This window comes from Albibacterium profundi (assembly GCF_042159835.1).
Lineage (GTDB): Bacteria > Bacteroidota > Bacteroidia > Sphingobacteriales > Sphingobacteriaceae > Albibacterium > Albibacterium profundi.
The window spans coordinates 281514-294088 of record NZ_JBBVGT010000001.1 but is presented as its reverse complement, the minus strand read 5'-3'; the positions used below and the strand labels follow the sequence as shown (position 1 = coordinate 294088).

The following is a 12575-nucleotide window of genomic DNA, read 5'->3' as shown; positions in this document are numbered from 1 at the left end:
TAAACTTAACGTAGTGGTAATGTAGGGGTCATGTTGCCTTTAAAAACTGCTTTGTAGAGGTATTGTAGATAGTCGAAAATCTCTGTTTCTTTTCTGTCTCGCTACTTTTATTCCTGTGTTCGTGATACAGCGGGCTTAAACCTAATTTTTAAACCATGTTAACCATTTTCATTTTATGAAACAGAGATTTTTACATGTATTCATGTTATTAGGCTTACTGTTTTCTGCTCTCGGGCTTTCTGCTCAGAGTTTGCAAGTAAGCGGACGGGTTATCGGGGCGACCGATAATAATCCGATCCCGGGAGTCACCGTGTCTGTCAAGGGCGGGACGACTTCCACCAGTACGGATGCTGATGGGCAGTATTCGTTAACAATTTCAGCGACCGAAGTGGTGCTGGAGTTCCGCCAATTGGGTATGATGACCGAGGAGGTTGCCGTGAATTCTTCAGGGGTTTATAATGTAAGCCTTCGACAGGACTTGACGGAACTGGAACAAGTAGTGGTGGTAGGTTACGGTACGCAAAAGAAAAGCGTGGTGACCGGCGCTATTAGTAGTGTTAAGGCAGCCGACTTGGAGTCGATGCCGGTTACGCGTATCGAGCAGTCGCTTCAAGGGCGTACTTCAGGTTTGACGATTGCAAGTAATTCCGGTCAGCCGGGTTCGGCAGCAACCATCCGTGTTCGGGGTATTACGACCTTTGGCAACAACAATCCGCTGTGGGTAGTGGACGGTGTTGTTATTGATGCGGGTGGTATCAGTTACCTGAACCAATCGGATATCGAATCAATCGAAGTATTGAAGGATGCTTCGTCTCAAGCGATTTACGGTGCTCGTGCAGCAGCAGGTGTGATCTTGGTGACAACTAAAAAGGGTAAGGCCGGAGCTATGCGCGTGAATTACAATGCTTACTATGGTACATCGGAGCCGGCACGTAAACTGAGCCTGCTGAATGGAACCGAGTATGCTACCTTAAGGAATGAATCAGCTTTAGCAGCTGGAAACGCCTTGCCTTTTGCCAATCCACAAGAGTTTGGCGAGGGGACTGATTGGCAAGAGCAGATCTTCAATCGCAGTGCCCAGCGCCATAACCATGAACTGAGCGTTAGCGGAGGTAATGAAAAATCTACCTTCTATGGCTCTTTTGGTTATCTGTCTCAAGAAGGGATTGTTGCGAGCGACATTTCGAATTTTAAACGGACGAATATTCGATTGAATTCAGAACACAAAATAACCGACTGGCTGAAATTGGGTCAGAACTTGGGTTATTCTCATGAAAGAAGTCAGGGTATCGGAAATACCAATAGCGAATTTGGAGGTCCGCTTTCGGCGGCGATCAACCTAGATCCTCTGACACCAGTTGTAGAGACTGATCCGGATGTGATTAATTCTCCAAATCGTCCGTATGCCAGCAATGCGGTTGTTCGGGATGCTTTTGGTAACCCCTACGGTATTTCGCAGTATGTACTGCAAGAAATGACAAATCCTCTTGCCTATATGCAGACTCGCTTAGGGAATTACGGCTGGTCGGATAACTTCGTTGGAAATGTTTATGCGGAGCTGACTCCGATTGAGGGATTGACCTTCCGTTCAACCTTGGGTTCTAAATTGTCTTATTGGGGCGGTGAAAGTTTTACACCGGTATTCTATTTGAATGCAACCAACCAGAATGCACAAAACAATTTTACAAGGGGGCGTGATAAGGGTTTTGATTGGAATCTGGAGAACACAGTTTCCTATTCACGCTTAATCGATGATCATAGTTTTGAAGTATTGGTGGGCCAAGGTGCTTATTACGATAACCGCGCAACGGGCCTTAGCGTAACTTATTATGACCTGCCGGTAACCAATTTTGATGATGCTTCATTAAATTATAACATCCCGACAGATCAGCGAAACTCCTACGGATATGAGAATCCGGGACATACGGTTTCTTCGCTCTTCGCTCGTGTGAACTATAATTACCAAGAGAAATATCTATTGGAGGCTTTAATCCGTCGCGATGGTTCATCACGTTTCGGATCAAATAATAAATACGGTGTATTTCCTTCATTCTCATTGGGTTGGGTAGCTTCAAAAGAGGATTTTCTAGCCGATGTGGATGCCATTGATATGTTGAAGTTCAGAGGTGGTTACGGTGTGGTTGGTAATGATAATATCGGTGATTTTGCATACATCGCAACCGTAGGTGGCGGTAGAAATTATACGATCGGTTTGACTGACATGTATACCGTAGGCTATAGCCCGAATGCGCCATCCAATCCGGATTTGAAATGGGAGGAGACGAGCCAGACGAATATTGGTTTTGATATGACTTTCCTGAATAGGGTGAGTGTGACGTTCGACTGGTACAATAAGGTAACCAAAGGGATTCTTCAGAACCCGCGTATCCCTTTCTATGTCGGTGCTATTGGAAATCCTGCAGCAAATGTTGCGGATATGAAAAATACAGGTGTTGAACTGGAATTGGGCTATAACAATCGCTGGGGAGAGGTAGACTTCTCACTGAATGGAAATGCTTCTTATGTACGAAATGAGGTGACCAATATCGGAGCTGGCGTGAGTTTTATTAATGGTGCAGGTTTCCAGGCGTCCAGTTATAATATCACACGTACCATGGTGGGGCAGCCTTTCAACTCTTTTTATGGATTTGAAACCATGGGCATTTTCCAGACGCAAGCAGAAATTGACGCTTATACCAATGAAGAGGGTGCTTTGATCCAGCCGGATGCACGTCCGGGCGATTTTAAATGGGCTGATTTGGATAATGATGGGGCGATTGGCGAAGAGGATCGGACCTTTATCGGCGATCCGACGCCAACTTGGGGCTTCGGTTTCACCTTGAACGTAGCTTATAAAGGTTTTGATGCAGTGGTTTTCGGACAAGGTGTAGCGGGGAATAAGATCTTTCAGGGTTTGAGAAGATTGGATATAAACAATGCCAATTATTCGACAAAAGCATTGGGTCGCTGGACGGGCGCTGGTTCGTCCGATCGTTATCCGAGATTGAGCGATGATGATCCGAATAATAACTTTGCGAATCCATCCGATTTCTACTTGGAAGATGGCGATTACTTCCGTCTGAAGACGCTTCAGTTGGGTTATACAATCCCGTCCTTGTTAAGCAAGCAGATTGGCCTACAGAAGGCACGGATTTATGTGATGTCAGAGAACTTATTTACGCTGACCAAGTATTCGGGTTTCGATCCTGAGATCGGCGGTGGGATCATGAGTATCGACCGTGGTATTTATCCGCAAGCACGGTCATTTATGGTTGGTCTTAACGTAACATTTTAACAAAGAACACAATGAAAAAGAATATATATCTATCGATAATCGCATGTTTGATCCTATTCGGCTTTCAGGCATGTAGTGATAGCTTTTTAGAGCTAAAGCCCAAGGGAACCGATTTGGAAGACAATTATTATCGGAACCGACAAGAAGCGTACAATGGTCTGGTAGCCGTGTATGATGTCTTGGGCTATCAAAGTCCGTCCTATGTAACCAAGGTGCTGGCTACTTCAGCAGCGTCTGACGATCATTATGCTGGTGGTGGCGGTTCTTCGGACGTGCCAAGTGTTCAGGCTTGGTCTAGCTACGACCTGGATCCGGCTGTTGGTCCGCAAGAGGATTTATGGAAAAGGAACTTTATGGGGATCAACCGTGCCAATATCCTGTTGTCGAAGTTGCCCGATATCCCAATGGACGACAATGAAAAGGCTCGTTTTGAAGCAGAAGCGAGATTTTTGCGGGCGTATTTTTACTTTGATTTGATCCGTTATTTTCGGAATATTCCGTTAATCGATCATCCGCTTGTGGGTGACGAACTCTATGAGGTTGTACAGGCAGCACCTGAAGATGTGTATGCATTTATGGAAAGTGACTTAAATGCTGCTTTACCCAATCTGCCGATCAAGGTAGATGCGACAACGGAGGCTGGAAGGGTTTCTCAGGGAACGGCAAAAGCTTTGCTGGGTAAGGTTTATTTGCAACAGGAGAAGTTCACCGAAGCCGCTCAGCAATTGGCTGCCGTTAATGGCGAGCCGGGCGGAACGAGCCAGTATGGTTACCGCTTGTTAGATGATTTCGGTGATCTGTTTGCCGTGGACAATAAATTCAATAGCGAGTCGATTTTAGAGCTTTCATTTACCAATACGTCGGTCGGCGATTGGGGTTGTATTGATTGTACAGAAGGAAACGTCTTGAATATTATGGTTGGTCCGCGTGGTTATACAGCCGGTCCGGATGCGCCGGATTATGTATCTGGGTGGAGCTTTTTACCAATAACTGAGAACCTTGCTGATCTGATGAAAGGCGACCCGCGTTATCCGTATACGATTGTCGATATGCATCAACTGGAAGCAGAAGGCAAAGCCAGCTATACGCCGGGATATATGGATACCGGTTATTTCCTTGAGAAATTTGCCGGAAGAGAATCGGATCGGTGGACTGGTGCTGGTTCTTTCGAGCTGAACTTTCCGCAAAATATGTATGATATCCGTTTAGCAGGAACTTATCTGTTAGAGGCGGAAGCAATTGTCAGGGGTGGTGGAGATGTGACCCGTGCAGCCGCTCTTTTGAATGCGGTGCGTGGAAGAGTGGGGTTGGATCCTGTGGCCGCTACGCTGGAAAATATCAAGCGTGAGCGCCGTATTGAGTTAGTAGGTGAAGGTCATCGCTGGTTTGATCTTGTCCGTTGGGGCGATGCTGCTGCGGTCTTGTCTGATCGCGGTTTTGTGGCTGGAAAGCATGAAGTGCTTCCGATACCCTTATTGGAATTGGATAACACGCTATTGGAGCAGAACAAAGAATACGGTGGTACCAAATAAAACGATACGATTATGAAAATCAATTATAGAATAAAATCTTCCTTGATAGCAATCTTGATGGGAACCATGTTGTTGCATGGATGTAAGATAGAGGGTGAAGACCTACAGTTGAAACCGATTCCGCAACCCAATTTTGAGGCGGTGGATCTCGGTGAAGGAAAGGTACGTTTAATTAATACGACGAATACACCGTCGATTGCACAGTGGACAATCATAAGTAGCGGTCAGACATTCAGTGGAGATACCGTAGACGCCAATTTAATTTTTGCAGGCGATTATGAAGTAGAACTGAGTATTGTTGCGCAAGGCGGGATGTCTAGTGTGACAAAACCCATCTCAATCAGTGAAAATGACCCAGAAGCTTGTTCAGATGCGCGAGCATTGGGCTTTATCGCGGGTTGTGATACCAAAACATGGAAACTGAACCCTGAAGCAGGTGCTTTCAAAGTAGGACCGGGACCAAATAATGGCGAGTGGTGGTCTAGTGGGCCGGGTGATGTTGACGGCAGAAGCTGTGAGTTTAACGATGAGTTTACCTTTTCATTTAATGCCGAAGGCACCTTCGTGTATGACAACAAAGGCGATTATTTTGCTGATGGATATCTGGGAAATCAGAGTACGGGCTGTGAGCCGGCGACTAACTTGACGGGTGAGCAGAAGCTGTGGGATTCAGGGACGTTTAGCTTTGCGGTGACTGAAGGGACAGGTGTGAACAAGTTGGGACAGTTGCGACTTTTGGGTAAAGGTGCCCACATTGGTGTGAAAAAAGCACATAATGGAGGGGAGACACCTACAGGTCCGGTAAACGACTATATATTGTACGATATTTTGGCGATGGAGAAGAATGTGAACGGTGAAGGCTATGATCTGTTGACCATCGGTGTGCCGATTAGTGGCGATGGCTGGTGGACATTTACACTACGTTCGAATTAAGATGGTTAAGCTTGTGAATTATGCTAATTTTATGAAAAAAACAAATTCAATGATCAAACTGATTCCGATTATATTTTTGTCTTTTGCCTGTTCAGAAGGCGAGAATCCGAAACCGAATATTCCTGAACCGGAACCTATCAAGCCAAAAGAGTATAGCTTTGAAGCTACACCTTCATGGGCTGATGAATTTGACTATGAGGGGCTACCCGATCCTGAAAAATGGAGCTATGATGTAGGTTCGCAGAATAATGGTTGGGGAAACAACGAGTTGCAATACTATACGGAAGCTGATCTCGACAATGCGAGTGTGGCAGACGGGATCCTGACCATTACGGCGATCCGAGAAGACATGGAAGGTATGGAGTATACTTCCGCGCGACTGGTAAGTAAGGGTAAGGGTGACTTTCTGTACGGTCGTTTTGAAGTCCGGGCGAAGGTGCCGCCGGGTGTAGGAACCTGGGCTGCAGCCTGGATGTTGCCGACCGACTGGGCTTATGGCGACTGGCCTGCTTCGGGAGAGATCGATATTTTGGAGCATGTTGGTTACGACCAAGATGTTGTTCATATCAGTATGCATACCGAAGCGTACAATCATGTCATTGGTACGCAGAAGACGGCGACGAAGAAAATTGAGAACGCGACGACTGAATTTCATACCTACCGAGTAGATTGGACACCTGACTATATTAAAGGCTATGTGGATGATAGTGAGATTTTTCATCTAACGAATGAGGGGAAAGGTTTTGAGGTCTGGCCATTTGATAAGAGGTTCCACTGGTTGCTGAACCTGGCAGTGGGTGGCAACTGGGGCGGACAGCAGGGAGTTGATGAAGAGGCCTTCCCAGCAAAGATGGAAGTGGACTATGTACGCGTTTACGACTTGCGGGATTAGGAATGAATAAAACGTTTTTCTTGCTCGTTGTGATAGCAGCGATGTTTACCGGTTGTGGACTGCAAAAGCAGCCTGCAATTGGTAAGCATTTGCTTAAAACGCAGAACCACCATATTGTAAACGGCTATGGTGATACCATTCTTTTAAGAGGAATGGGACTGGGAGGATGGATGCTTCAGGAGGGCTACATGTTTAAGCTAGGCTTTATCGGTCAGCAATACCGGATTCGTGAGCATATTGAGAATCTGGTGGGCGCTGAGGAAACTGAAAAGTTTTACGATGCCTGGTTGGATCTTCATACGCGGAAGGCGGATATTGATTCCATGGCAGCTTTAGGCTTTAATTCGATTCGCCTACCTATGCACTATAACTTGTACACCTTGGCGGTCGAAGATGAACCGGTGGCCGGCGAGCAGACTTGGCTGGAGCAGGGTTTCGCGAGGACGGACAGCCTCTTGGCTTGGTGCAAAGTGAATGAAATATACCTGATTTTGGATTTGCATGCTGCACCCGGAGGGCAAGGACACGATCTGAATATTTCCGATCGAAATCTGGATAAACCTTCTTTCTGGGAAAGTGAAGCCAATCGGCAAAAGACCATCGCCTTATGGCGGAAACTCGCAGAGCGCTATGCGGATGAAGAATGGATTGGGGGATATGACGTGTTGAATGAGACCAATTGGGGGTTTGAAGATCCGGAAGATAGGCTAGGTGTTCATGAAACAAAGAACGTTCCGCTCAAGGAATTTCTTGTTCAGGTCACACAAGCGATTCGAGAGGTAGATACCAACCACATCGTCTTTTTGGAAGGCAATGGTTTTGCGAATAACTATCGGGGTATTGTGCCCGACTGGGACGATAATATGGTGTTAAGTTTTCATAAATACGGTAACCCGAACACCAAGGCTTCTATTCAACAGTTCCTGGATCTTCGCGAAAAGTATAATATACCTCTCTGGCTCGGTGAGTCTGGTGAAAACTCAAACACGTGGTTTACGGAGGCGATTGTCCTATGCGAAGCACATGGGATTGGCTGGGCTTGGTGGCAGAATAAAAAAATGGGGATTAATCAACCTTGGGAAATTGAGAAACCAGAGGGTTACGATCGCTTGCTAAGCTACTGGAAAGGTGAGGGTGAGAAACCAAGTAAGGAAGAGACTTTACATACACTTAATGCTTGGCTCGATAATTTAAAATTGGAAAATAATAACTTTCGAGCCGATGTTGTTGACGCGATGTTTAGGCAGGTAGAATCAAATGATACGCGACCCTTTAAGAACCGGAAATATAGCAAGGGTGATGTGATTCAGGCGGTCGACTTCGATTTAGGAAAACAGGGCTTTGCTTATTTCGATAAAGACACGGCAAGCTATCATTTTACACCGGGAATGGATACTCAAGGTAACCGAGGCTGGAGCTACCGGAACGACGGAGTGGATATCAAAGAAGACACAGCCGGTTATTATGTGTTCCATATTGAAGATGGCGAGTGGTTGCAATACACAGTCGACATCGTATCCGATGATATCGACCGGCTGTTACTTCATGTTGCCGATCCGAAGGGAAGTGGCCGAATTCGCGTTTCTATTAATGATGTCGAGGTAGATGGAATTGTTTATGTTCCGCAGACCACGGATGAAACCGACTGGACTCATGTTTCAGTGCCAATAGCTGATTTAAAGCAAGGTGAGAATATGATTAAAATAACGGCCGAGAAAGGCGGCTTTACGTTTAAGGCTTTAGGTTTGTAGTTTTTCTTTCATTCGCTAATAAACTTGCTAAGGATTTCGAGTAGACTAATGCTAGAATCCCGATCGCAAGCTTTATGCCGTCTATAATCAGAAAAGCAATTTCATTTTTCGGCTTCGGAAAATCGTTTTGGACGAGCTGTACATAACCTTTCAATCTGAAAATGAAATCAGGTACGGTGAGCACAAGGGTTACTAAGCCGATAATAACCAGGCTGATTTCGTAGATTGTTTTCTTTTCTGCAAATAGTTTTAGATCTTCTGCATAGTCGCTAGGGCGACTGATTACTTTGGTTACTTGTTTTGTTCTAAAAATTAGGACGAAAACAAAGATAGCAACGATTAGGGTTCCTAATAATGCCACCAAGAACATCGACATCTGTCCGTTTTGACCAAACTGTCCGATTTGACTTTGCGACTGGAGAAATAAGGTTGAATACAGAGCGAGCTCACGAATTTGATTGAGTAAGGTTACGATTAAATATAGGCCAAGTATTTTGATGACGATTTCATATAGGTCTGCTTTCTTCATTCCTAAAAATAGAAAATAAAACACAATTTCCCTGATGGCGTATTGAAATTAGGATTGATGTTTCTATATTTAGCATCCTAAACTGAAAAACTCAGAAAAATATATCCTAAAAAATGAAAAAACATCTAGCGTTAGCATCATTTGTTACGTTTTTAATATACTTCAGTTCTTGCGGAACGGATGTACAAAAGAGTTCTCAAACCGTCCCAATCGACAGCGCTTTTATTGATAGTTTGGTAAAATACGCGCCACCTTTAAGTCCGGGCGATGCCTTGAGAACCATGGTGGTGGAGGAAGGTTTCGACGTGATGCTTGTGGCATCTGAACCACTGGTAAACTCGCCGATTGCGATGAGCTTCGATAACGATGGAAGATTATGGGTGCTGGAAATGACAAGTTTTATGCCCGATGTTGAAGGTGAAGGAGAGAAAGCGCCTACTAGTAAAATTGTGATTTTGGAGGATAGGGATTCAGACGGCGACTATGATGAGCGTAAGGTTTTTTTGGATTCTTTGGTTCTTCCGCGGGCTATGAGCTTTGTAGGGGATGGGATATTGGTGGCTGAACCTCCTTATCTATGGTACTACGATATTGAGGATGATCAGCCGATTAATAAGCAATTAGTCGACTCAGCCTATGCATCGGGGGAAAATGTGGAGCATCAGAGTAATGGCTTGCTGAGAGGATTGGATAATTGGATTTACAACAGCAATCATGATAAACGCTATCGGCTCGTAGATGGCGAGTGGCGTGTAGAAAAAACACACCTAAGAGGGCAGTGGGGCGTTACAAAAGACAATTATGGACACCTTTACTACAATAATAATTCGCAGAATCTATTGGGAGATTATTTCTTTCCGTCTTTAGGTAGCAATAACAATAATCTACATCGTGTTGCAGGTTATAACGAGCGAATCGTGAGAAATAATCGCGTTTTTCCGATACGACAGACAACCGGAATAAATAGGGGTTATCAAACGGGAATGTTAGACTCTAACTTGCGCTTAGTGAACTTTACAGCGGCAAGTGGGCCGGTGATTTATCGGGGTGATCTATTGGGTGAAGACTTTAAAAACAATGCCTTTGTTGGAGAGCCGTCAGCTAATTTGATCAAACGAAATACTCTATCGCGCGAAGGAAATAAGGTTGTAGGGGAACAAGCCTATGAAGGAAGAGAGTTTTTAGCAAGTTATGACGAACGCTTCCGCCCGGTTACGCTTTATAATGGACCGGACGGCGCACTGTATGTGGTAGATATGTATCGTGGAATTCTTCAACATAAGCTTTATATAACTGAGTATTTAAGAAAGGAAATTAATCAGCGTGATTTGGATGCGCCTATAACCTACGGTCGCATTTACAAGATTATACCGGAGGGAAGCAAACCAAGTCCGGTGAAGATTTCTCATAAACCGAAGGATCTGCTGAAGTTACTGGGGCATGCGAACGGTTGGGCGCGTGATCGTGCCCAGCAATTGATTGTGGATAGACGATTGATGCAATTGGTGCCCGATCTGAAAGAAAATGTAAAGGAGGCTAGTGATCCGCTCCTCCGAATTCATTCGTTATGGACGCTGGAGGGCTTGGGGGCTTTAGAGCCAGAAGATGTAATGACGCTGTTGGAATCGGACGACTGGAATCTACGGGAGCAGGCTTTGGTAGTTATGCGTGCGGTAGTGAATAGGGATAACTATCAGGAGTTCTTGTCTATCCAACAAGAAATGATTGAAAATAGGGATTCATTGGCTGCGCCTTATATCGCCTTCCAAAGCTACCTCTTCGACGATTTGGATCAGTCGGCTACAGAGCAATTACGAGTGGATCTGGTAAAGGCTTTCCCAGGAAACAACTATGTTTCAGATGCAGTAATCAGTAACCTTGAAGGTGTTGAGCAGGAGTTTCAGACAAAATTAATAGATAATCAGGTAGACACGAGTCGGCATATTCAAAAACGACTGGCAAGTGTTTTAAGAGATATAGAGAAGAATAAGAATAGACCTGCTGTAAATCCGCTGGTGAGCCGTTATCCACGAGGGGCTGCCTTATTTAAAAATACCTGTCAGACCTGCCATGGTGAAGACGGGGAAGGAATCGATCTGTTAGCCCCGCCATTGAATAATTCAGAATGGGTGACGGGCGATAAAGACCGGCTCATTACATTGGTGTTATATGGGTTAAGTGGCCCGATAGAGGTTAATGGTCAGAAATATGAAGATATTGTTGGTCAAATGCCAGGCATTGGTTCTAATCGGGACATCGTTGATGCTGAGATAGCAGAGCTTCTTTCCTTTATCAGACAGAGCTGGAACAATGATGCGTCGACAGTGAGCCGGCCGGATATCATCAAAATCCGAAATAAATACGGCGACCGACAGAAGTCATTTACTGCGGAGGAGCTAAAGAATCAGTAAGGGCGCGGCCGGCAGATGGTTTTACGATATCTTGAATGCGACTTTGGACAAATTCTAGGATATCGGGCTGAGCTGGACCAACTTCTTGCATTTTGACAAATTGCCTGTAATAAACGAGCGCTTCGTCTTCACTTTTAAGATAGTAGTCGTTAATTAGCGCCAACTGATAGTAGGCTACAGCACTGGAACTGAAATCAAGGCTGCGTCGGTAGGAGGCTACGGCCGACTTATGGTGACCGATCAGGTGTTGGATTTCTCCTTTCTCCCGGTAGTAACGTGCGGTATTCGGAGAAATAGACTGCTCGATGGCTGCATCTAGGTAGGTGAAACCTTTTTCGTATTCCTTGGTCCTTAAGTAGCTCATGGCCAGATAGTATTTGTCGCCTTCTTTTAAATCGGTGATTTGGTTCTCAAGCCAAGTAAGCGTCTGGATACAATCTTCATAATCCTTGTTATAATAATACATAGCGCCCATCATGGACATAATCATTAATGAATCACTGCCGAGTTCCATCAACTGTTCGCAGGTCGCAAGAGCTTCCGGGTAGTCTTTCAAATAGTCTTTGGTGACGGCTTTTGCATAAAGAAGATTGATGTTTTCCGGGTCAGCATCCAAAGCGGTGTGGACAACGGAATCTGCGAATGCATAGGCTTGCAGACTGATGGACAGCATGCTGAGATTATAGGCTACGGAAGCGTTGGTGGGGTCAAGACTGTTAGCTTTGTGGAGATACCCGTGAGCCGTTAGGGTTTCATTGCGCTTGACGGCAACTTCCGATAACCGTTGGTAAACTTTGATATTTGTGCTGTCAATGAGCATGGCTCTTTGATATAGTGAAGAGGCTTCGCGGATATTTCCACGATTGAAATAGATACTGGCGAGGTTCATAATTGTAGTGAACGATGAGGTGTCCTGTTGGTAAAGCGCATAATAGGTTTCTTCTGCTGCGGCGAGATTTCCTCCCATCCGATACGCATAACCTAGGCTCTTGAGAGTGGATATGTCCATGGAATCAGTTGCCGTACTTTTGATATACTCTGCGGCACGGGCATAATCTCCGGCTTGATATAAATTTAAAAGATAGTCGTTATTCAGCGAGTCCTGAGCAGAAACAAGCTCATAAGCGGAGAGTATAACGGTAAGAAGGGTGATGATTCGAAGGTGCATATTCAAGAGTATTTGATTATGCGAGTAAAACTAAACATTTAGTTCTGAATATCAAACTAAATGT

General features: G+C 45.0%; 8 protein-coding genes. 6 read left to right on the top strand and 2 right to left on the bottom strand.

Annotated features, from left to right (window positions below):
• Nucleotides 1-175 precede the first annotated feature (175 nt).
• From WKR92_RS01320 to WKR92_RS01300, 5 genes are read left to right on the top strand one after another with little or no spacing between them, the layout of a single operon-like run.
• Nucleotides 176-3295, top strand: a complete 3120-nt coding sequence (locus WKR92_RS01320; RefSeq protein ID WP_375556040.1) for a SusC/RagA family TonB-linked outer membrane protein — start codon at nucleotides 176-178, stop codon at nucleotides 3293-3295.
• An 11-nt stretch (nucleotides 3296-3306) separates the two neighbouring features.
• Nucleotides 3307-4827, top strand: coding sequence for a RagB/SusD family nutrient uptake outer membrane protein (locus WKR92_RS01315; protein WP_375556039.1), 1521 nt, complete (start codon nucleotides 3307-3309; stop codon nucleotides 4825-4827).
• Between the two features lie 12 nt (nucleotides 4828-4839).
• Nucleotides 4840-5760: a hypothetical protein gene (locus tag WKR92_RS01310; protein WP_375556038.1), complete on the top strand. Its 921-nt coding sequence runs from the start codon at nucleotides 4840-4842 to the stop codon at nucleotides 5758-5760.
• A 49-nt stretch (nucleotides 5761-5809) separates the two neighbouring features.
• Complete coding sequence (locus WKR92_RS01305; RefSeq protein WP_375556037.1) at nucleotides 5810-6652, top strand: glycoside hydrolase family 16 protein; 843 nt, start codon at nucleotides 5810-5812, stop codon at nucleotides 6650-6652.
• Nucleotides 6653-6654: 2 nt separating this feature from the next.
• Nucleotides 6655-8403, top strand: coding sequence for a cellulase family glycosylhydrolase (locus WKR92_RS01300; RefSeq protein ID WP_375556036.1), 1749 nt, complete (start codon nucleotides 6655-6657; stop codon nucleotides 8401-8403).
• Here the strand turns inward: WKR92_RS01300 and WKR92_RS01295 are convergent.
• Complete coding sequence (locus tag WKR92_RS01295) at nucleotides 8384-8932, bottom strand: hypothetical protein (RefSeq protein ID WP_375556035.1); 549 nt, start codon at nucleotides 8930-8932, stop codon at nucleotides 8384-8386. The two genes, WKR92_RS01300 and WKR92_RS01295, sit on opposite strands and share 20 nt — an antisense overlap.
• A gap of 113 nt (nucleotides 8933-9045) precedes the next feature.
• Here WKR92_RS01295 and WKR92_RS01290 point away from each other — a divergent pair, with 113 nt between their 5' ends.
• The gene (locus tag WKR92_RS01290; RefSeq protein ID WP_375556034.1) at nucleotides 9046-11343 is read left to right on the top strand and encodes a PVC-type heme-binding CxxCH protein; all 2298 of its coding nucleotides are present in this window, start codon (nucleotides 9046-9048) and stop codon (nucleotides 11341-11343) included.
• On the opposite strand, the gene WKR92_RS01285 is transcribed toward WKR92_RS01290, so the two are convergent.
• On the bottom strand, nucleotides 11315-12511 hold the full coding sequence (locus tag WKR92_RS01285; protein ID WP_375556033.1) for a tetratricopeptide repeat protein: 1197 nt from the start codon (nucleotides 12509-12511) through the stop codon (nucleotides 11315-11317). The genes WKR92_RS01290 and WKR92_RS01285 overlap by 29 nt on opposite strands.
• Nucleotides 12512-12575 lie beyond the last annotated feature (64 nt).

Coding starts and splice junctions, on each gene's coding strand:
- WKR92_RS01320 (WP_375556040.1), top strand. CDS start 176: ATGAAACAGAGATTTTTACATGTATTCATGTTATTAGGCTTACTGTTT.
- WKR92_RS01315 (WP_375556039.1), top strand. CDS start 3,307: ATGAAAAAGAATATATATCTATCGATAATCGCATGTTTGATCCTATTC.
- WKR92_RS01310 (WP_375556038.1), top strand. CDS start 4,840: ATGAAAATCAATTATAGAATAAAATCTTCCTTGATAGCAATCTTGATG.
- WKR92_RS01305 (WP_375556037.1), top strand. CDS start 5,810: ATGATCAAACTGATTCCGATTATATTTTTGTCTTTTGCCTGTTCAGAA.
- WKR92_RS01300 (WP_375556036.1), top strand. CDS start 6,655: ATGAATAAAACGTTTTTCTTGCTCGTTGTGATAGCAGCGATGTTTACC.
- WKR92_RS01295 (WP_375556035.1), bottom strand. CDS start 8,932: ATGAAGAAAGCAGACCTATATGAAATCGTCATCAAAATACTTGGCCTA.
- WKR92_RS01290 (WP_375556034.1), top strand. CDS start 9,046: ATGAAAAAACATCTAGCGTTAGCATCATTTGTTACGTTTTTAATATAC.
- WKR92_RS01285 (WP_375556033.1), bottom strand. CDS start 12,511: ATGCACCTTCGAATCATCACCCTTCTTACCGTTATACTCTCCGCTTAT.